Genomic DNA, 19,746 nt, shown 5'->3' on the forward strand with positions numbered 1-19,746 from the left:
ATGGCCGTGGCAGCTGCGGCCCTGATGTTGACAAGCTGCTCATCGCTCTCGTACTACACCCAGGCCGCGCAAGGCCAGTTGCAACTGCTGTCCGATGCGCGCCCGATCGACGACTGGATCGCCGACACCAGCACCAGCGCCAAATTGCGGCACCGGCTCGAGGCAGCGCGCCAGATCCGCCGCTTCGCCATCCAGGAAATGCAGCTGCCCGATAACGGCAGCTACACCAATTACGCCAGTCTCAAACGCCCCTACGTGCTGTGGAACGTGGTGGCCACGCCCGAACTGTCCCTCAAACCGATCCAGTGGTGCTTTCCGGTAGCCGGCTGCGTGAACTACCGCGGCTACTACAGCAAGACCGACGCCCAGGCCTATGCCCGGCAACTGCGCGCAGAAGGCCATGACGTGGAAGTGGGCGGCGTGAGCGCCTATTCGACGCTCGGCTGGTTCAGGGACCCGCTGGTGTCGACCTTCATCAACTACCCCGACGCCGAACTGGCGCGCCTGATCTTCCATGAGCTGGCGCACCAGGTCGTCTACGTCGCGGGCGACTCGCAATTCAATGAATCGTTTGCCAGCGCCGTGGAGCAGGCCGGCGTGGAAGCCTGGCTCGAACGCTTCGGCAACCCGGCCATGAGCGCGGCCTACGATCGCTATAAAGCCCGCAAGCGCGACTTCCTGGCGCTGCTGCTGCGCTATCGCGGTGAGCTCGAGCGCACCTACAAGAGCATCGAACCGGACGCCACCAAGCGTGCCACCAAGGGCCGCCTGTTCATCGCGCTGCAGAACGACTACCAGGTGCTCAAGGCAAACTGGGGCGGTTACGCCGGCTATGACCGCTTCTTTGCCGAGCCGCTGTCCAATGCCCATCTTGCCTCGGTGGCGACCTACAATGATCTGGTACCAGCGTTTCGCGCCCTGCTACGCCGCGAGAAAACGTGGGCGGGTTTCTACAAGGCCGTCAACCGTCTTGCCGCCCTCGACAAGAAAGAGCGCACCCGTGTGTTGACGGGGTTGGCGGCGACGGGTTCCACGGGCCTGCAGGTGGTGCAGCGCACCATGAGTGCTCTGCCGTAGAGGACCGGTTCCAATCGGCGTAAAAGCGCTTGCGCACAAGGGCGCTGCCCGATAGCATCACAACCAGCGATAGCAAAGGCATAAGCTTCGTGCGCACGCGAGCCGGCAACATAGCACGGCCGTCGACAAGAACGATCATGATCTTGAAAAAGATCCCGAGACAGAGGCAACCCATGGACAAGATTTGGCTGCAGTCGTATCCACCAGGCATGCCGGCAGAGATCAATCCGGACCAGTACTCTTCGCTGGTGCAATTGCTGGAAGAATCGTTCAGCAAATTCGCAGACCGCAACGCCTTTGTCTGCATGGACAAGTTCCTCACCTACCGCGAACTTGACGCCTGTTCGCAAAAGCTCGCCGCCTGGCTGCAAAGCCGCGGCCTGACGCCGGGCGCGCGCGTGGCCATCATGATGCCCAATGTGCTGCAGTACCCGATCGCGCTGGCCGCCGTGCTGCGCGCCGGCTACGTCGTCGTCAACGTCAATCCCCTCTACACCGCGCGCGAACTCGAACACCAGATCACTGACTCGGGCGCCGAAGCCATCATCGTGCTGGAAAACTTTGCCCACACCGTGCAGAAGGTAATGGGCAAGACGCCGCTGCGCCACGTGGTGGTGGCGAACATGGGCGAGCTGCTTGGTGGCGTCAAGGGCATGGTGGTCAACCTCGTGGTCCGTCACGTCAAGAAGATGGTGCCCGAGTTCTCGCTGCCGAACATGGTGACCTTCAAGGATGCGCTGGCGCAGGGCGCCCGCATGACCTTCAAGCCGGCCACGCTCAAGGCCGGCGACGTCGCCTTTCTGCAGTACACGGGTGGTACCACCGGGCCCTCAAAAGGCGCCACGCTCACGCACCGCAACGTGATCGCCAACGTGCTGCAAAGCGAAGCCTGGTCGGCGCCGGCGCTGGGCGAGGCGGGCGGCGAGCCTTTGACAATCGTGTGCGCGCTGCCGCTGTATCACATCTTTGCGCTGACCGCGTGCGCCATGTGGGGCATGCGCATGGGCGCCCTGAACGTGCTGATCGTGAACCCGCGCGACATCCCCGGCTTCGTCAAAGAACTGGCCAAGTACCGCTTCAACATGCTGCCGGCCGTGAACACGCTGTACAACGCGCTGGTGAACAACCCCGATTTCGCCCACCTCGATTTCTCCGGTCTGCGCATCTGCAATGGCGGTGGCATGGCGGTGCAAAAGGCCGTGGCCGACAAATGGCGCGATATCACCGGCGTGGCCATCATCGAAGGCTACGGCTTGTCCGAGACGTCGCCGGTGGCCACCTGCAACCGCGCCGACGTGCTGGACTTCACCGGCACCATCGGCTTGCCGGTGCCATCGACCGACATCGCCATCATCGACGATGCCGGCAATCCGGTGGCGCTGGGCGAAAGCGGCGAGATCGCGATCCGCGGTCCGCAAGTCATGCAGGGATACTGGAAACAGCCGGCCGAAACCGCCAAGGTCATGACGGCCGACGGCTTCTTCCGCTCGGGCGACATCGGCATCATGGACGCGAACGGCTACGTCAGGATCGTCGATCGCAAGAAGGACATGATCCTGGTCTCGGGTTTCAACGTCTACCCGAACGAGCTCGAAGGCGTGATCGCCGGCCATCCAGGGGTGCTCGAGTGCGCCGTGGTCGGTGTGCCGGACGCCCATTCGGGCGAGGCGGTCAAGGTATTCGTGGTAAAAAAAGACCCGGGCCTCACGACGGACGACTTGCTGGCCTACTGCAAGCAGGAATTCACCGGCTACAAGCGCCCCAAGTACATCGAGTTCCGCGATGAGCTTCCCAAGACCAACGTCGGCAAGATTCTCCGCCGCGCGCTGCGGGACGAAAAGCAGGCGGACACGGTGGCGTAAGTCACGGCGGATGATGGGCAACCAGCCGAAGCCGCCCGCGAGGCGGCTTCGGCGTTTTATTGGAACAACAAGGAAGGCAGTGGAATACATGGACAAATTCTGGCTCACGTCGTACGAAACCGGTGTACCGGCAGAGATCGATGCGACGCAATATCGCTCGCTGGCGCATTTGCTCGAGGAGGCGTTCCGCAAGTACGCCGACCGCAAGGCCTATGCCTGCATGGGCAAGTCCATCACGTTTTCCGAACTCGATACGATGTCGCAGCGCATGGCCGCCTGGCTGCAGGCGAAAGGCCTGAAACCGGGCGCGCGCGTGGCGCTGATGATGCCCAACGTGCTGCAGTATCCGGTGGCGCTGGCCGCCGTGCTGCGCGCCGGCTATGTCGTCGTCAACGTCAACCCGCTCTACACCCCGCGCGAGCTGCAGCACCAGCTGACCGATTCGGGCGCCGAGGCGATCGTGGTGCTGGAAAACTTCGCCCACACGCTGGAACAGGTAGTCGGAAAGACACAGGTCAAACACGTCATCCTGGCCACCATGGGCGACCTGCTGGGCGGCCTGAAAGGCACGCTGGTCAATCTGGTGGTGCGCAAGGTCAAGAAGATGGTGCCGGCCTATTCGCTGCCAGGTGCGGTCGCCTTCAACAAGGTGCTGGCCGACGGCGCGCGCGAAACGCTGGGGCAGGTTGCGATCGGCCATGACGACATCGCCTTCCTGCAGTACACGGGCGGCACCACGGGCGTGTCGAAAGGCGCGGTGCTGCTGCACCGCCACGTGATCGCCAACGTGCTGCAGAACGAGGCCTGGTTCGCGCCGACCCTGGGGCGCCAGCTGGCGGGCCAGCAGGCGCAGTTTGCCTGCGCGCTGCCGCTGTACCATATCTATGCGCTGACGGTCTGCGCGCTGCTCGGCCTGCGCGTGGGCGGCATGAACCTGTTGATCCCGAACCCGCGCGACATCAAGGGCTTCATCAAGGAACTGGGTGGCTACCGCATCAACATCTTCCCGGCCGTGAACACGTTGTACAACGGCCTGCTGAACAACGACGATTTCGCCAAGCTCGATTTTTCGGGCCTGATGGTGTGCCCGGGCGGCGGCATGGCCGTGCAAAAAGCGGTGGCCGACAAGTGGCTCAAGACGACGGGCATCCCGATCGTCGAAGGCTACGGCTTGTCCGAGACGTCGCCCGTGGTCACCGCCAACCGCTGCGATATCAGCGAGTTCACCGGCACCATCGGCCTGCCGCTGCCCTCGACCGAACTGCGCATCCTGGACGATGCCGGCAACGCCGTCCCGTTCGGCACCCCCGGCGAAATCGCCGTGCGCGGGCCGCAGGTCATGGCCGGCTACTGGCAGCGCGATGACGAAACGGCCAAGGTCATGACGCCCGACGGCTTCTTCAAGACCGGTGACATCGGCATCATGGACGACAAGGGCTACACGCGCATCGTCGATCGCAAGAAGGACATGATCCTGGTTTCGGGCTTCAATGTGTACCCGAACGAAGTCGAAGGCGTGGTCGCGTCGATGCCGGGCGTGCTCGAAGTGGCGTGCGTGGGCGTGCCTGATCAGCATTCGGGCGAGGCGGTCAAGCTGTACGTGGTCAAGAAGGATGCCAGCCTCACCGTCGACCAGGTCACCGCGTTCTGCAAGGAGCAGCTGACCGGTTACAAGCGGCCGAAGTTCGTCGAGTTCCGCGAGACGCTGCCGAAGACGAACGTCGGCAAGATCCTGCGGCGCGAACTGCGCGACGAAAAAAAGCCGGGCTGATGCCGGCGTGACGTTCTGAAGGCCGCCATGATGGCGGCCTTTTTCACGACCGGATCACCGGTTTGCGATCAGCGATTCGAGTGGCGGTAACTGGCGCGGCTTGCGATCCGGGCCGGTGGCCACGTAGGTCAGCGTCGCCTCGGTCACCTTGACCACCTCGGCCGCCAGCCGGTTGCGCTCGGCGTACACCTCGACGAACACCGTGATCGACGTGTTGCCCACCTTGGTGATATCGGCATAGAACGACAGCAGGTCGCCGACGAACACCGGATTCTTGAACAAAAACGAGTTTACGGCGATGGTCGCCACGCGGCCATTGGCGCGGCGCGTGGCCGGCAGCGAACCGGCCAGGTCGACCTGGGCCATGATCCAGCCGCCGAATACATCGCCATACACATTGGCGTCGGACGGTGCGGGCATGACCCGCAGTTCGGGCATCTTGCCGGCGGGGAGGCGAATGGTACTGGGCGTGGTAACGGTATTTTCGGGCGTGGTCATCGTGAATTCTCGGTAAAAGCTACAATCGACCCGAATTGAACCACAAAAGTCTCCCCATGCGCCGCAATACCTCACTTCCGCCGGACCCTACCGGCATTCCCCGCAACGACTGGGCAACGCTCAAGACCTTGTTCCCGTACCTGTGGGTCTACAAGTGGCGCGTGCTGGCCGCCATGGGCGCACTGGTCGCGGCCAAGATGGCCAACGTCGGCGTGCCGTTGGTGCTCAAGCGGCTGATCGACGGCCTGGCCATCGATCCCGCGCACCCGCACGCACTGATGGTGCTGCCCGTTGGCGTGCTGATCGCCTACGGTCTGCTGCGGCTGTCGATGACTGTCTTCACCGAGCTGCGTGAATTTCTGTTCGCGCGCGTGACGCAGCGCGCCGTGCGCACGATCGCGCTGCGCGTGTTCCGTCACCTGCATGCGCTGTCGCTGCGCTTTCACCTGAACCGGCAGACGGGTGGCATGACGCGCGACATCGAGCGCGGCACGCGCGGCGTGAACTCGCTGATCTCGTACTCGCTCTTCAACATCCTGCCGACGCTGGTCGAGATCACGCTGGTACTGGGTTACCTGATACTGAACTACGACATCTGGTTCAGCATCATCACCGCCGTGGCGCTGGCCTCGTACATCACCTTTACCGTGGTGGTCACCGAATGGCGCACGCACTTCCGGCGCACGATGAACGATCTCGAATCGAAAGCCAGTACCAAGGCGATCGACTCGCTGCTCAATTACGAAACGGTGAAATACTTCGGCAACGAAGACTACGAAGCCAAGCGCTATGACGAGGGCCTGAAGAACTACGAGAACGCCGGCGTGCGCTCGCAGACTTCGTTGTCGGTCCTGAACACGGGCCAGTCGCTGATCATCGCGACTGCCGTCACGCTGATCCTGTGGCGCGCCACGCAGGGCGTCATCAACGGCACCATGAGCCTGGGCGACCTGGTGCTGGTCAATACCTTCATGATCCAGCTGTACATGCCGCTGAACTTCCTGGGCGTGATCTACCGCGAGATCAAGCAAAGCCTGGCCGACATGGAGCGCCTGTTTGGACTGCTCGACCAGAACCGCGAAGTGGCCGACGGTCCCAAGGCGCTGCCGCTGGATATCAAGGGTGCGCAGGTCGAGTTCTCGCACGTGGAATTCAGCTACGAGACCAAGCGCCAGATCCTGTTCGATGTCGACTTCACCATCGCCGCCGGCACCACGACGGCGGTGGTGGGCCACAGCGGCTCGGGCAAGTCCACGCTGTCACGCCTGCTGTTTCGCTTCTATGACGTGAACGGCGGTGCGATCAGGATCGATGGCCAGGATCTGCGCAACATCACCCAGTCGTCGCTGCGCGCGGCGATCGGCATCGTCCCGCAGGACACGGTGCTGTTCAACGACACGATCGAATACAACATCGCGTATGGCCGCCCGGGTGCGAGCCGCGATGACATCGTGGCAGCCGCGCGTGCGGCGTCGATCCACGACTTCATCGAAAGCCTGCCGGATGGCTATCAGAGCATGGTGGGTGAGCGGGGCCTGAAACTGTCCGGTGGCGAGAAGCAGCGCGTGGCGATCGCGCGCACGCTGCTGAAAGACCCGGCGCTGCTGATCTTCGATGAAGCGACGTCGGCGCTCGACTCACGCGCCGAGCAGGCAATCCAGGCGCAGTTGAAAGAGATCGCGAAGAACCGCACGACGCTGGTGATTGCGCACCGCCTCTCGACGATCGCCGATGCGCAGCAGATCATCGTGCTCGATCACGGCAAGATCGTCGAGCGCGGCACACATGGTTCGCTGCTGGCGGCGCGCGGCCTGTATGCGCAGATGTGGGACCGGCAGCTGGCGCGGCCTGACGAGGATGTGGCCTCGCCGCCGCTGGTGCCGGAAGCGTTTGAACGCGTGGACGGCGCAACCGTCCACCCTACGGTATCCGGCGCGTAATCAATACGTGTAGAACATCCGCTGGATTTCGCTGGTGCTGGTCGTTCTGGTCAGCGCCAGCATCAGCAGGATACGTGCCTTTTGGGGACTGAGCGTATCGGCCACCACGAAGTCCAGCTGATCATCATTGGCTTCGCCATTGCGCGCCACGATGCCCTGTCCCACGCGGCTCGCGCGCACCACGATGACGCCCTTGGCACGTGCAGCCACCAGCGCCGGTTTGGTTTTGGCAGGCAGGCTGCCGTTGCCGACACCCGCATGCACCAGCCCCTTGGCGCCGGCTGCCACCAGCGCATTGACCGCCACATCGCCCACGTTCGCATACGCGTACGCCACGTCCACCTGCGGCAGCGCATCGAGTTTGGCCAGATCGAATTCGGTGTCGACCGTGTGCTTGCGCGTCACGTCGCGATAAAAGAACGGCTTGCCGCCCTGGATGTAGCCGACCATGCCCAGCTCCGTCGTGCGGAAGGTGTCCGCCGTCGTCGTATTGGCCTTGGTGACGTCACGCGCCGCATGGATCTGGTCATTCATCGCCACCAGCACGCCGCGTCCCGCCGCGTCAGGCGTGCCCGCCAGGCGCACCGCGTTGTACAGGTTGATCGGGCCGTCGGCCGACAGCGCCGTTGACGGCCGCATCGAGCCGACCACCACCACCGGCTTCCTGCTCTTGACGACCAGGTTCAAAAAGTATGCCGTCTCTTCCAGCGTGTCGGTGCCGTGCGTGATGACGATGCCATCGACGCTGCTTTGCGCCAGCAGCACGTTGACGCGCTTGGCCAGTTGCAGCCACTGCGCATCGCTGATGTTTTCACTGGCGATCTGGAATACCTGTTCGCCGGTGACGTTGGCCACCTTCGCGATCTCGGGCACGGCCGCGATCAGCGATTGCACGCCGACGGTGGCAGCAGTGTAGCCGATCGTGGTCGTGCTGCTGGCGCCCGTTCCGGCGATGGTGCCGCCGGTGGCGAGGATCGTCACATTCGGCAGCTTGGCGGTCTGGGCCTGGACGGCGGCCGCAAACAGAAAAAGAACGCCGCACAGGGCGGCGTGGGCAGAGCGCGGGAACAGCATGAAGGTCTCCGGGTTTTATAAACCCGGCAGCTTACAGCTTTTTAAAGACGACGCCATCCTTCATCACGAACTTGACCTGCTCGAGTAGTTTGACGTCCTTGAGCGGGTCGCCCTCGACCGCGATGATGTCGGCCGCGAACCCCGGCGCGATCGCGCCCAGGCGCTTGGGTTGATCCAGCAGCACGGCCGCATTGACGGTCGCGGCGCGGATTGCGTCGATCGGTGTCATGCCGGCTTCGACCATGTAGCCGAATTCCTTCGCATTCTCGCCATGCGGGAACACGCCGGCATCGGTGCCGAACGCGATCTTCACGCCGGCCTTGTGGGCGCGGGCGAACGTGGCCTGCAGCTGCGGCCCGATCGCCGCTGCCTTGGGCTGCACCAGCGCCGAGTAGTAGTTCGGCACCTTGGCCTTGTCCGCCACGTAGCGGCCGGCCGAGATGGTCGGCACGTACCAGCCGCCGGTCTTCTTGAAGAGCGTGATGACTTCGTCGTCCATCAGCGTGCCATGCTCGATCGAGTCGACGCCGGCGCGCAGCGCGCGCTTCATGCCTTCCGCGCCGTGGGCGTGGGCCGCCACGCGAAAGCCGTAATCCTTCGCGGTCGTGACCACGGCGCGCAGTTCGTCCTCGGTGTACTGCGAGTTCTGGCCGCTGGCGGCTTGGCTCAGCACACCGCCGGTGGCCGTCACCTTGATCAGGTCCGCACCATCCTTGTAGCGCTGGCGCACGGCCTGGCGCGCCTCCTCAGGGCTGTTGAGCACACCCTCGACCGGGCCGGGCGTGCCGATCTTCTCGTTCAAAAAGTGCGACAGATTGTTGGTCGGATCGGCATGGCCGCCCGTGGTGGCCAGCGATTTACCGGCCGTGAACATGCGCGGGCCCGGTACGTCGCCGGCGGCGATCGCGCGCTTGAGCGCAATGTTCAGGTCATCGGCCGCGCCCAGGTCGCGCACCGTCGTGAAGCCCGCCATCAGCGTGCGCTCGGCAAACCTGATCGAGCGGTAGGCCATGTCGGCCGGGTTGGCGGTGAGGCGGTCGCGGTAGGCGTCGACCGCCGGCTGGGTTTCGCTGGTCAGGTGCACGTGCATGTCGATCAGGCCGGGCAGGCAGGCGTGGCGTGACAGGTCGATGTTGCCAGCGGCGCCGGTCATGGGGCCGACCGAGACGATGCTGCCATTCTCGATGACGATGCTGACGCGTTCGCGCCAGGTGCCTTGCTGCACGTCCAGCAGGCGGCCGCAATCGACTGTCTGGGTGGCGGCGTGCGCGCTGTTCAAGGCCAGCAGCATGCCGGCGGCCAGTATGGTTTTCATCGTTTGTCCCTCGTTATTTTCATGAAAAAAAAGGCCCTCCATCGCTGGAAGGCCTTCCGGTGTCAGGCAATGCCCGCCGCGCCTAGCGCAGTGGTGAAATGGCGGGTTCGGCGTTCGGTTCCCCGAGCTCGCCCTCCCACTTGGCCACGACGGCGGTGGCGATGCCGTTGCCGATGACGTTGGTGGCCGAGCGGGCCATGTCCAGGAAGTGGTCGATCGCCAGCAGCAGCAGCAGGCCGGCTTCCGGGATGTCGAACTGGTTCAGCGTGGCGGCGATCACGACCAGCGACGCGCGCGGCACGCCGGCCATGCCCTTGGAGGTCAGCATCAGCACCAGCATCATCGTGATCTGGGTGCTCATCGACAGTTCGATGCCGTAGGCCTGGGCGATGAAGACGGCGGCGAAGGTGCAGTACATCATCGAGCCATCGAGGTTGAACGAGTAGCCGATCGGCAGCACGAACGAGGCCAGACGGTTCTTGACGCCGAAGCGCTCCAGGCCTTCCAGGGTTTTCGGGAACGCCGCTTCGGACGAGGCAGTCGAGAAGGCCAGCAGGGTCGGGCCGCGCAGTTCGGCGATCAGGCGCAGGATGCGCGGGCCGATGAAGATCATGCCGATACCGATCAACACCACCCACAAGAGCGCAATGCCGAAGTAGAACTGGGCCATGAAGACGCCGTAGGTCGACAGCACGCCCAGGCCGCTCTTGGCGATGATGCCCGAGACGGCGGCCAGCACCGCGATCGGTGCGAAGTTCATCACGTAGCCGGTCAGCTTGAGCATCACGTGGGCGACGCCGTCGATGGCGTCGATCATTGGCGTGGCGCGCGCACCGACGGCAGCGGCAGCGGTGCCGAAGAACACCGAGAACACGACGATCTGCAGGATTTCATTGCGGGCCATGCCGTCGACGATCGAGGTTGGCACCAGGTGGGTGATGAAGTCCTTCATCGTCAGGCCGCTGGTGGTAATGCCCGAAGTGGCGTCCACTGGCGGCATCATGCCGGCGGCGAACAGCGCGTCACCGGGACGGAACAGGTTCACCAGGATCAGGCCCAGCGACAGCGAGATGAGCGAGGCGATGAAGAACCAGCCCAGCGCCTTGACGCCGATGCGGCCGACTTCCTTGGCGTCGCCCATCTTGGCGATGCCCACCACCAGGGTGGCAAACACCAGCGGCGCGATGATCATCTTGATCAGGCGAAGGAACAGCGTCGTGATCAGCGACATCGTGTCGGAGAAGCTTTGTGCCCCGGCCGTATCTGAATTGCTGTTGACCAGATAGCCCACCAGAATACCGATCACCAGCGCGATCAGAATATAAGTGGTCAGGCGGTTTCGATTGTTCATAAAGCTTCCTGTCTTTGGGACCTGTGCGACACCCGCGGCAACGGCGCTGTCGCTGGTGAATTGTTCGGGCAGTGGCTGGCTGTCGAGGACCGAAAGACCAGTTGATTCTGAAGATTATGGCAAGTTCCGCAGTATCCTAGCCGCTGTTGGTGCTGTCAAGCATGCCGTCGCGTGCGTCATTGCCCGCGTTGCGCGGTGATCCACGGCGCCCCGGCACAGGTAAAATACGCCATCCGTTTTCCGAGAGCCGCCATGTCCACCATCGAAATCCCCGACACCATCACCATCACCCGTCCCGACGACTGGCACCTGCACCTGCGCGACGGCGCGGCCATGGCCAGCGTGCTGCCGCACAGCGCGCGCCAGTTCGCGCGTGCGATCGTGATGCCGAACCTGCGCCCGCCCGTCACCACCACCGCGATGGCGCTGGACTACCGCGCCCGGATCCTGGCTGCGCTGCCCGAGGGCGTGCAGTTCGAGCCCCTGATGACGCTGTACCTGACTGACAACACCAACCCGGACGAGATCCGCCGCGCGCAAGACACGGGCTTCATCCACGCCGTCAAGCTGTACCCGGCCGGCGCCACGACCAATTCCGATGCCGGCGTCACCGACCTGACCAAGTGCTACAAGACGCTTGAAGTGATGCAGGAAATCGGCATGCCGCTGCTGGTACACGGCGAAGTCACCAACAGCGACATCGACCTGTTCGACCGCGAAGCCGTGTTCATCGAGCGCGTCATGCGCCCGCTGCGCCGCGACATGCCGGCCCTGCCGGTCGTGTTCGAGCACATCACCACCAAGGATGCGGCCCAGTACGTGGCCGAAGCCGAAGGCCCGATCGCCGCCACCATCACCGCGCACCACCTGCTGTACAACCGCAATGAACTGTTCAAGGGTGGCATCCGCCCGGACTTCTACTGCCTGCCGGTGCTCAAGCGCGAAGAACACCGCCTGGCGCTGGTCACTGCCGCCACCAGCGGCGACGAGCGCTTCTTCCTGGGTACCGACTCGGCCCCGCACGCGGTGCACACCAAGTACGCGGCCTGCGGCTGCGCGGGCTGCTACACGGCGCTGCACGCGATGGAGATGTATACCGAAGCCTTCGCCCAGGCCGGCGCGCTCGACCAGCTGGAGGCGTTCGCCAGCTTCAACGGCCCGGCGTTCTACAACCTGCCGCGCAACGAAGGCACGATCACGCTCAAGCGCGAAGCCTGGACGCTGCCCGCATCGGTGCCGATGGCCGAACACCAGCTGGTGCCGCTCAACGCGGGCGAGACCATCAACTGGAAGATGCTGTAACACCGATGCTGCCGCCGATCGACTGGGCGCAGCCGTGGTACGACACGGTGCGTCCGGCCTTCGAGCGCGCCGCGCCGCCGCCCGACGGCTTCATCGACGCCTTCAATGTCGCGGCGCGCGCGCTGGACCTGCGCAACGGCGCCGGCCAGCCGCTGTGCTTCGTGCTGCAAGCGAGCCTGCCCGACGGCATGGCGTACGAGGCATTCATTGGCGCGACGGGGCAGGTGCCCACGCGCGACAATCTGCACGACTTTTTCAATGCGCTGGTGTGGCAGACGTTCCCGGGTATCAAACGCGCCCTGAACACGCTGCAGGCGGCGCAGATCGCACAGGCCGGCGTGGGCAAGTCGCGTGGACCCGCGCGCGACGCCGCCACGATCTTCGACGAGAACGCGGCGTTGCTGGTGGTGCGCGACACGGCTGCCGGGCGCGCACTGGTCGACGACCTGCGCGCGCACCGCTGGCTTCAAGCGCTGTACGACGGGCGCGCCCTGTTCGGCCGCGACGCCGAGGTCTGGCTGTTCGGCCACGCGCTGATGGAAAAGCTGGTTACGCCGCGCAAGGCAATCACGGCGCACACGCGCGTCGTGTTCGTGGATGACGCGTACTTTGCGCTGGCGCCGGCTGCGCGCCGCGCCTGGATCGACGGCGAGGTGGCGAATGCGCTGGCTGGCGAAGGCCTGGCGAGCAACGGGGCCACAGCGGGCTTCACACCGCTGCAGGTGCTGGGTGTACCGGGCTGGTGGCCGGGGCAGGACGCCGATTTTTATCGTGATACCACCGTGTTCCGTCCACGCCGGACGGACTAACCAAGGAGAATGTGCATGGCTGAAGCGGTACGTTGGGGAATCCTCGGCACGGGCAAGATTGCCCATGCCTTTGCCACTGCACTCAAGGATGTGCCGGGCGCGGTGCTGGCCGGCGTGGCGTCACGCAGCCAGGAAACGGCCGATGCGTTCGGCCGTGAATTCGGCGCGCTGGCCAGCTACGGCTCGTATGAGGCCCTGGCCGCGAACCCGGACATCGACCTGGTCTACATCGGCACGCCGCACCCGCAGCACGTCGAGAATGCGTTGATGGCCCTGCGCGCCGGCAAGGGCGTCCTTTGCGAAAAGCCGTTTACGATGAACCTGCGCGAAGCCGAGCAGGTTGTCACGCTGGCACGCACGAAGCGCCTGTTCCTGATGGAGGCGATGTGGACGCGCTACCTGCCGGCCTACCAGGAAGTCCAGCGCATCCTGGCGTCCGGCGAAATCGGCACGCCGCGCCAGGTGGTGGCCGACTTCGGGTTCGCCGCCACGTTCGGCCCCGAGCACCGTGTGTTCAATCCCGAGCTGGGCGGCGGCGCGCTGCTCGACCTGGGCATCTATCCCTTGTCGATCGCCGCGGGCCTGCTTGGCCCGGTGACGGAAATCCGCGCCCAGGCCGAGATGGGCCCGACGGGCGTCGACGTGCAGACGGGCTTCACGCTCAAGCACGAAGGCGGCGGCATGTCGGTCTGCAGCTGCTCGCTGCTGGCGCGCACGCCGGCCGAACTGACGGTGGCGGGCGAGCGTGGCCACGTGCGCATGAACACGCGCTTCCACTGCGCGACCTCGGTCACGGTCACGCTAGACGACGGCACCTCGCGCACGATCGACACGCCGTATCTCGGCAACGGCTACGTGCACGAAGCGATCGAGGCGCAGCGCTGCTGGCAAGCCGGTTTGCTGGAAAGCCCGGTGATGACGCAGCGCGAAACGCTGGCGCTGATGGGCGTGATGGACGAGATCCGCCGACAGATCGGCTTACGTTACGAGGCAGACCGCGTACGCCCGCCAGCATGATGCTTGGCGCCGTCACGCCGATCCTGCGTATCTTCGATGAAGCCAAGGCCAGGCAGTTCTACGTCGACTACCTCGGCTTCAAGGTCGACTGGGAGCATCGCTTCGCGCCCGATCTGCCGCTGTATCTGCAGATCGCGCGTGACGGGTGCGTGCTGCACCTGAGCGAACATCATGGCGATTGCTGTCCTGGTGCGGCGCTGCGGATCGCCGTTGACGATATCGATGCGCTGCATGCCGGGCTGACGGCCAGACAATATGGCTACGCAAGGCCGGAGATCGAGGATACGCCATGGGGCTCACGTGAATTGAGCATCAAGGATCCGTTCGGGAACCGGCTCACGTTCGCATGCTGACGACACGATCGAACCGCCACCGGCGGTTCGGATAACACCGAGAACAACAAGGACACCATGAAACGCGATGCCCGCTCGACCGCCCGTGTACGGCGCCTCAATCAACGTCAACGCAAGAAGCTGCGCCTTGGCGAATTTACGGAGTATGTCTTCGATGTCGAGCTGACGTTCAGTGAGCCGATCGATGTCGAGTCCTACTACGGCTTTACCGATGGCCTGTTCGGATTTCTCGAGGGACGTAGTTTGCTCGGTGGCGGTTTCGGCGGACGCTTCCCTCTGACAGCAATCTCTGGCGTCATCACGACGTTGGAACGCGGCTCACCGGGCGAAGACGATCGCGAGGCCGTCGAGCGGTGGTTACGGGCCCGGCCAGAGGTAGCCGATGTCCGTGTTCATGCATTGGTCGATGGATGGCACGGCGGAACCCAATATGGGCATGATCGTACCCAATAAAGGTATGTTCCGAGTCAGGCAGCTGGTGGCTTCGACGCGATCGCCCCATCCAGCCGCCTGAACAAGTCGCGATGCAGGTCCCGCGTGTGCTTTTCCATGTGCTTGCGCGCGTGCGCGATCTCTTGCAGCTCACGCTGCGCCACATCGTTCTTGCCGTTGGTAATGGCCCACAGCGCCAGTTCGACGCGCGCATCGATACTGCCGAAGCGCTCCACCACTGACTCGAACTGCACGCCGGCTTCGAGCTGCTGATTGTTCGCGGCATATGCGCAGCCCAGTGCCAGCCCGACTTCATCGGCGCGAAAGCCCGGCTGCCGATCTTGCAGCGACGCGAGCAGCGCAATCGCTGCCGCTGGCTGGCGATGCGCCGCATTGGCGCGCGCGGCGCCCAGCACCACTTCCGGATCGCCCGCGAACGGCCCGCGCAGGCACGCATCGTAATGCTGCACGGCTTCGTCGGACTGGCCCGCACCCAGCAGCGCGGCGGCCAGGCGCATCTGGTTGTGGGCGGTCGGGGTCAGGTCGAACGCGCGCCGCGCTTCGCGCACGTCGCGACCCGGATCGATGGTTTTCTGCAGCGCGCGGGTGGCGATGCGGCCCTGGCGCTGAAGGCGCGACGCGGGCAGGTACTCGGCCACGAAGTAGGCCAGGCTGCCAAGGACCGGGAACGAAAACAGGATCAGCAGCCAGTACATCTGGCGCCCGTTGCGCAGCGCATGGACCGCGAAGAACAGCGCGATCAAAAAGTGCAGTCCGAGTCCGACGATAGGCATGCCAGGTTCCGTGTTGAATGGTAAATGAGAAGCGCATCTGCCCCGGGCAGGGCGTTGCAACTCAGCCAAGATAGCCGCAAACAGGGAGCAAATTTCTAACGGATTGTCACAGTGCGTTTGTACAACACGGTAAGCGGCCAGACGGGAAATCCCACCCGCCCGTCGTCAATATCCTGCTAGAGTTAAGTTGTTGCCTAACAGGAATTCTCATGCCTGCAGAACGGAATGTCGCAGTACTGGTCGATTGCGAAAATGCGCAGAGCGCCGTGCTCGATCAGGCGATGCAGCACGCATCAAACCTCGGGCGTGTGGTGCTGCGGCGCGGTTACGGCAACGCGGCTTCGCTGACCAACAAGTGGCAGGAAGCGCTGATCCGCCACGGCTTTGCGCCGTGTCTGCAATTCCAGTATGTGGGCGGGAAGAACACGGCCGATATCGCGCTGGCGCTGGACGCACTCGAGATGCTGCTGGACGGGCGCGCCAACCAGTTCGTGATCGTCACGAGCGACTCGGATTTTGTCGGCTTGTGCCGCAAGCTTCAGGAGCGCGGGGCCGGCGTGCATGTATGTGGTGAAGCGAAAACGCCTGCGGCCTTGCGATGTGCCTGTGACGCATTTCATGAGGCGGTACTGACCGCACCGGTCGTCGAAGCGCCACCGGCTGCGGCGGACGCCGTGAAGACCGTCGTCGACTGGCGGAATCTACTGGTCAAGACGGTCCGCAAAGTCACAAAAGCGTCGCCCAATGGATTGGTCAACCTGAGTGAACTGGGAAACCAACTGAAGCAGGCCAGTCCCGGGTTTTCTCCGGCAGCGCATGGTCATGCCAAGCTGCGGACGATGATCGAAGCTTGCAGCCAGTTGCGATTGCACCAGACGGAGGGTGGCCATTGCACCGTCAGCATGGCGCCAGCATCGCCGCCGACCGCCCTGCGCGCCGTCTAGACCTTCAAGAACTCCTCACGCCCACCCAGCCAGCGCGCCAGGTGCGCATCGACGACCGCCATCTTTTCCGGCGTCTCGCCCTCGAGCAGCCATTGCGCCACGTCGCGCGCCCGGTCGACCATCCACTGGTCGATCTCCAGGTCGGCAAAGCGCAGCATCGCCTGTCCCGACTGGCGCGCGCCCAGAAATTCACCAGGCCCGCGAATCTCCAGATCGCGCCGCGCAATCTCGAAGCCGTCCGTCGTTTCGCGCATCGTCAACAGGCGCTGCTTGGCCACCTGGCCCAGCGGCGACTGGTACAGCAGCAGGCACACCGACGCCGCCGAACCGCGGCCCACGCGCCCGCGCAACTGGTGCAGCTGCGACAGGCCAAACCGCTCTGCATGCTCGATCACCATCAGCGACGCATTGGGCACGTCCACGCCCACTTCGATGACGGTCGTCGCCACCAGCACATGCACCTGTCCCGCCGTGAACGCGTCCATCACTTCCTGCTTCTCGGCCGGCTTCATGCGGCCATGCACCAGCCCCACCTGCAGGTCGGGCAGCGACTCGGCCAGCGTTTCGTAGGTCTCGGTGGCGGTCTGCAATTGCAGCGCTTCGGATTCCTCGATCAGCGGGCAAACCCAGTACACCTGCCGGCCTTCGAGCGCCGCGGCGTACACGCGCTCGACCACTTCGTCGCGGCGGTTCTGGTCGATGGCGCGCGTGACAATCGGGCTGCGTCCCGGCGGCAGTTCGTCGATCACCGAGACTTCGAGGTCGGCGTAGTACGTCATTGCCAGCGTGCGCGGGATCGGCGTGGCCGACATCATCAGCTGGTGCGGCACCAGGCCGTCGCTGCCCTTGTTGCGCAGCGTGAGGCGCTGGCCGACGCCGAAGCGGTGCTGTTCGTCGACGATCACCAGGCCCAGTTTGGCAAACTGCACCGAGTCCTGGATCAGCGCGTGCGTGCCGATCACCAGGTGCGCCTCGCCCGATTCGATCAACGCGTTCGACGCGACCTTGTCCTTTTTCTTCAGGCTGCCGGTCAGCCACGCGACCTTCACGCCAAGGGGCTCCATCCACGCGGCGATCTTGCGGAAGTGCTGCTCGGCCAGGATCTCGGTCGGCGCCATCAGGGCCGCCTGGTAGCCGCTGTCGATCGCCTGCGCGGCGGCCAGCGCCGAGACCACGGTCTTGCCGCTGCCAACGTCACCCTGCAGCAGGCGCTGCATCGGGTAGCCTGCGCGCAGATCGGCGCGGATTTCTTCGACCACGCGCTGCTGCGCACCGGTCAGCGCGAACGGCAGCCCGGCCAGGAAGCCTTCGGACAGCTTGCCCACCGCGCGCAGTGGCGGCGCGCCTTTTTCGCGGCGCGCACGCTGCGCGCGTTTCAGCGACAACTGCTGCGCCAGCAGTTCGTCGAACTTCATGCGGTCCCAGGCCGGGTGCGAGCGCTCGATCAGCGCATGCTCGTCGACGTCCGCCGGCGGGTAGTGCAGGAGCTTGACGGCCGGCTCGAAGTCCATCAGGTCCATGCGCTTGCGGATCGCGGGCGGCACGGTGTCGGCCCAGTCGATGCGCTTCATCGCGTCGGCGATCGCGCGCCGCAGCACCATTTGCGACAGGCCTTCGCCGGCCGGGTACACGGGCGTGAGCGAGGCGGGCAGGGGCGCGCCTTCGTTGACGACCTTGTAGCCCGGGTGGACCATCTCGGCACCGAAGAAGCCGTGTTTGAGTTCGCCCCGCGCGCGGATGCGCACGCCTTCGGCCATCTGCTTGACCTGGCTGCCGTAGAAATTCATGAAACGCAGCAGCAGGTCGCCCGAGGCATCGGCGATCGTCACGAGAAGTTGGCGGCGCGGCTTGAACGAGATCTCGTTCTTGGTCACGATGCCTTCTACCTGCCAGGTCTGGCCGCCGCGCATGCAGGCATCCCGGATCGTGATGATCTGGGTCTCGTCCTCGTAGCGCAGCGGCAGGTGCAGCACCAGGTCCATGTCGGTGCGCAGGCCAAGGCGGGCGAGCTTGCTTTCGAGCGTTTTTGGGGGCGTTGTGGTTTTAGGGGCGGGCATATTGCGGCAAAGTGGCGCTTGCTGACGTAAAATAGAAGGTTCGCCGTATGCGCTTCAAGCCTCTATTGTAAAGCTGGCAGCATTGATTTGCCGAGATTTGCCCAACCAATTGAACATCATGTATTCGCTATCCGATTTCGACTTCGACCTGCCCCCCGAGCGCATCGCGCAATTGCCGCTGCCGGACCGCAGCGCGTCGCGCCTGCTGCACCTCGATGGCGACCAGATCATCGACCGCCAGTTCGCCGACATCGTCGACCAATTGCAGGCGGGCGACCTGCTCGTGATGAACAACACCCGCGTGCTCAAGGCGCGCTTCTTCGGCGTCAAGGAATCCGGCGGCCAGGTCGAGGTGCTGGTCGAGCGCGTGCTCGACAACCGCACGGTACTGGCCCAGGTCCGCGCGTCGAAGTCGCCCAAGCCGGGTAATCGCATCCGCCTGGCCGACGCCTTCACTGTGACGGCAGGCGAGCGCGCCGGCGAATTCTTCACGCTGCACTTTGAAGGCGATGTGTTCGACCTGATCGAAGCGCACGGCCGCCTGCCGCTGCCGCCGTACATCGAGCACACCGCCGACGAATTCGACGAACAGCGTTATCAGACCGTGTACTCGAAAGAGCCGGGCGCCGTGGCCGCGCCCACGGCCGGCCTGCACTTCGACCAGCCGCTGCTGGACCGCCTGGCCGCGAAAGGCGTGAACTTCGCGTATGTCACACTGCACGTGGGCGCCGGCACCTTCCAGCCGGTGCGGGTCGAAGACCTCAGCGAACACAAGATGCACACCGAGTGGTACACGATCGCGCAAGACACGGTGGACGCGGTGCGCGCCACCCGGGCCGCAGGCCGCGATGTGATTGCCGTCGGCACGACCAGCCTGCGCGCGCTGGAGTCGGCCTCGCAAAGCGGCGAGCTGGTTGCCGGTAGCGCCGACACGGCCCTGTTCATCACGCCCGGCTACACCTTTAAAACGGTCACGCGCCTGGTGACCAACTTCCACCTGCCCAAGTCGACGCTCCTGATGCTGGTGTCGGCCTTTGCCGGCTACGCGCCGATCCGCGCTGCCTACGCGCACGCGATTGCCAACGAATACCGCTTCTTCAGCTATGGCGACGCCATGCTCTTGAGCACCACCTCACGATAAGTCAGAGAA

The 19,746-nt window shown here is 64.4% G+C and carries 17 protein-coding genes; 11 read left to right on the forward strand and 6 right to left on the reverse strand.

All coding sequences use genetic code 11. From position 1 onward, the window contains the following. The 3 genes from IFU00_00055 to IFU00_00065 all read left to right on the forward strand — a co-directional run bounded on the left by IFU00_00055 (position 1) and on the right by IFU00_00065 (position 4,710). Entirely contained in the window at positions 1-1,077 is a 1,077-nt protein-coding gene (locus IFU00_00055; GenBank protein MBD8540666.1) for an aminopeptidase, read from the forward strand. 173 nt (positions 1,078-1,250) lie between these two features. Beyond that, positions 1,251-2,939, forward strand: coding sequence for a long-chain-fatty-acid--CoA ligase (locus IFU00_00060; GenBank protein MBD8540667.1), 1,689 nt, complete (start codon positions 1,251-1,253; stop codon positions 2,937-2,939). 88 nt (positions 2,940-3,027) lie between these two features. After that, on the forward strand, positions 3,028-4,710 hold the full coding sequence (locus tag IFU00_00065; GenBank protein ID MBD8540668.1) for a long-chain-fatty-acid--CoA ligase: 1,683 nt from the start codon (positions 3,028-3,030) through the stop codon (positions 4,708-4,710). Between the two features lie 54 nt (positions 4,711-4,764). On the opposite strand, the gene IFU00_00070 is transcribed toward IFU00_00065, so the two are convergent. Beyond that, complete coding sequence (locus IFU00_00070) at positions 4,765-5,208, reverse strand: acyl-CoA thioesterase (protein ID MBD8540669.1); 444 nt, start codon at positions 5,206-5,208, stop codon at positions 4,765-4,767. Positions 5,209-5,264: 56 nt separating this feature from the next. Here IFU00_00070 and IFU00_00075 point away from each other — a divergent pair, with 56 nt between their 5' ends. Next, on the forward strand, positions 5,265-7,148 hold the full coding sequence (locus IFU00_00075; GenBank protein ID MBD8540670.1) for an ABC transporter ATP-binding protein/permease: 1,884 nt from the start codon (positions 5,265-5,267) through the stop codon (positions 7,146-7,148). Here the strand turns inward: IFU00_00075 and IFU00_00080 are convergent, their stop codons facing one another. From IFU00_00080 to IFU00_00090, 3 genes are all read right to left on the reverse strand, one after another. Further along, complete coding sequence (locus IFU00_00080) at positions 7,149-8,222, reverse strand: type II asparaginase (protein MBD8540671.1); 1,074 nt, start codon at positions 8,220-8,222, stop codon at positions 7,149-7,151. Positions 8,223-8,253: 31 nt separating this feature from the next. Then, positions 8,254-9,537: an amidohydrolase family protein gene (locus IFU00_00085; GenBank protein ID MBD8540672.1), complete on the reverse strand. Its 1,284-nt coding sequence runs from the start codon at positions 9,535-9,537 to the stop codon at positions 8,254-8,256. Between the two features lie 82 nt (positions 9,538-9,619). Further along, positions 9,620-10,888 (reverse strand): dicarboxylate/amino acid:cation symporter, encoded by a 1,269-nt coding sequence (locus tag IFU00_00090; GenBank protein ID MBD8540673.1) that lies wholly within the window; start codon positions 10,886-10,888, stop codon positions 9,620-9,622. 252 nt (positions 10,889-11,140) lie between these two features. On the opposite strand from IFU00_00090, the gene pyrC reads away from it, so the two are divergent. The 5 genes from pyrC to IFU00_00115 are packed head-to-tail and all read left to right on the forward strand — an operon-like array spanning position 11,141 to position 14,822. Next, complete coding sequence (pyrC, locus tag IFU00_00095) at positions 11,141-12,190, forward strand: dihydroorotase (GenBank protein MBD8540674.1); 1,050 nt, start codon at positions 11,141-11,143, stop codon at positions 12,188-12,190. Between the two features lie 5 nt (positions 12,191-12,195). After that, the gene (locus IFU00_00100; GenBank protein MBD8540675.1) at positions 12,196-12,999 is read left to right on the forward strand and encodes a DUF3025 domain-containing protein; all 804 of its coding nucleotides are present in this window, start codon (positions 12,196-12,198) and stop codon (positions 12,997-12,999) included. 15 nt (positions 13,000-13,014) lie between these two features. Next, positions 13,015-14,016: a Gfo/Idh/MocA family oxidoreductase gene (locus IFU00_00105; GenBank protein ID MBD8540676.1), complete on the forward strand. Its 1,002-nt coding sequence runs from the start codon at positions 13,015-13,017 to the stop codon at positions 14,014-14,016. Continuing rightward, on the forward strand, positions 14,013-14,369 hold the full coding sequence (locus IFU00_00110; GenBank protein MBD8540677.1) for a VOC family protein: 357 nt from the start codon (positions 14,013-14,015) through the stop codon (positions 14,367-14,369). The genes IFU00_00105 and IFU00_00110 overlap by 4 nt, the downstream gene beginning before the upstream one ends. A gap of 57 nt (positions 14,370-14,426) precedes the next feature. Next, the gene (locus IFU00_00115; protein MBD8540678.1) at positions 14,427-14,822 is read left to right on the forward strand and encodes a DUF469 family protein; all 396 of its coding nucleotides are present in this window, start codon (positions 14,427-14,429) and stop codon (positions 14,820-14,822) included. Between the two features lie 14 nt (positions 14,823-14,836). On the opposite strand, the gene IFU00_00120 is transcribed toward IFU00_00115, so the two are convergent. After that, the gene (locus IFU00_00120) at positions 14,837-15,595 is read right to left on the reverse strand and encodes a hypothetical protein (protein ID MBD8540679.1); all 759 of its coding nucleotides are present in this window, start codon (positions 15,593-15,595) and stop codon (positions 14,837-14,839) included. Positions 15,596-15,804: 209 nt separating this feature from the next. On the opposite strand from IFU00_00120, the gene IFU00_00125 reads away from it, so the two are divergent. Continuing rightward, positions 15,805-16,539 carry an NYN domain-containing protein gene (locus IFU00_00125; protein ID MBD8540680.1) on the forward strand — a complete coding sequence of 245 codons (735 nt, stop codon included), beginning with the start codon at positions 15,805-15,807 and terminating at the stop codon, positions 16,537-16,539. On the opposite strand, the gene recG is transcribed toward IFU00_00125, so the two are convergent. Beyond that, on the reverse strand, positions 16,536-18,596 hold the full coding sequence (gene recG / locus IFU00_00130) for an ATP-dependent DNA helicase RecG (GenBank protein MBD8540681.1): 2,061 nt from the start codon (positions 18,594-18,596) through the stop codon (positions 16,536-16,538). The two genes, IFU00_00125 and recG, sit on opposite strands and share 4 nt — an antisense overlap. Before the next feature lie 118 nt (positions 18,597-18,714). On the opposite strand from recG, the gene queA reads away from it, so the two are divergent. Continuing rightward, the gene (gene queA, locus IFU00_00135; GenBank protein MBD8540682.1) at positions 18,715-19,737 is read left to right on the forward strand and encodes a tRNA preQ1(34) S-adenosylmethionine ribosyltransferase-isomerase QueA; all 1,023 of its coding nucleotides are present in this window, start codon (positions 18,715-18,717) and stop codon (positions 19,735-19,737) included. Positions 19,738-19,746: the final 9 nt, after the last annotated feature.

It is taken from the genome of Oxalobacteraceae sp. CFBP 8761, from assembly GCA_014841595.1.
In the GTDB taxonomy this organism is placed as follows: domain Bacteria; phylum Pseudomonadota; class Gammaproteobacteria; order Burkholderiales; family Burkholderiaceae_D; genus Telluria.

Excerpts from the sequence above, each read along its gene's own strand:
- IFU00_00055 (MBD8540666.1), top strand. The coding sequence starts at position 1 with ATGGCCGTGGCAGCTGCGGCCCTGATGTTGACAAGCTGCTCATCGCTC.
- IFU00_00060 (MBD8540667.1), top strand. The coding sequence starts at position 1,251 with ATGGACAAGATTTGGCTGCAGTCGTATCCACCAGGCATGCCGGCAGAG.
- IFU00_00065 (MBD8540668.1), top strand. The coding sequence starts at position 3,028 with ATGGACAAATTCTGGCTCACGTCGTACGAAACCGGTGTACCGGCAGAG.
- IFU00_00070 (MBD8540669.1), bottom strand. The coding sequence starts at position 5,208 with ATGACCACGCCCGAAAATACCGTTACCACGCCCAGTACCATTCGCCTC.
- IFU00_00075 (MBD8540670.1), top strand. The coding sequence starts at position 5,265 with ATGCGCCGCAATACCTCACTTCCGCCGGACCCTACCGGCATTCCCCGC.
- IFU00_00080 (MBD8540671.1), bottom strand. The coding sequence starts at position 8,222 with ATGCTGTTCCCGCGCTCTGCCCACGCCGCCCTGTGCGGCGTTCTTTTT.
- IFU00_00085 (MBD8540672.1), bottom strand. The coding sequence starts at position 9,537 with ATGAAAACCATACTGGCCGCCGGCATGCTGCTGGCCTTGAACAGCGCG.
- IFU00_00090 (MBD8540673.1), bottom strand. The coding sequence starts at position 10,888 with ATGAACAATCGAAACCGCCTGACCACTTATATTCTGATCGCGCTGGTG.
- pyrC (MBD8540674.1), top strand. The coding sequence starts at position 11,141 with ATGTCCACCATCGAAATCCCCGACACCATCACCATCACCCGTCCCGAC.
- IFU00_00100 (MBD8540675.1), top strand. The coding sequence starts at position 12,196 with ATGCTGCCGCCGATCGACTGGGCGCAGCCGTGGTACGACACGGTGCGT.
- IFU00_00105 (MBD8540676.1), top strand. The coding sequence starts at position 13,015 with ATGGCTGAAGCGGTACGTTGGGGAATCCTCGGCACGGGCAAGATTGCC.
- IFU00_00110 (MBD8540677.1), top strand. The coding sequence starts at position 14,013 with ATGATGCTTGGCGCCGTCACGCCGATCCTGCGTATCTTCGATGAAGCC.
- IFU00_00115 (MBD8540678.1), top strand. The coding sequence starts at position 14,427 with ATGAAACGCGATGCCCGCTCGACCGCCCGTGTACGGCGCCTCAATCAA.
- IFU00_00120 (MBD8540679.1), bottom strand. The coding sequence starts at position 15,595 with ATGCCTATCGTCGGACTCGGACTGCACTTTTTGATCGCGCTGTTCTTC.
- IFU00_00125 (MBD8540680.1), top strand. The coding sequence starts at position 15,805 with ATGCCTGCAGAACGGAATGTCGCAGTACTGGTCGATTGCGAAAATGCG.
- recG (MBD8540681.1), bottom strand. The coding sequence starts at position 18,596 with ATGCCCGCCCCTAAAACCACAACGCCCCCAAAAACGCTCGAAAGCAAG.
- queA (MBD8540682.1), top strand. The coding sequence starts at position 18,715 with ATGTATTCGCTATCCGATTTCGACTTCGACCTGCCCCCCGAGCGCATC.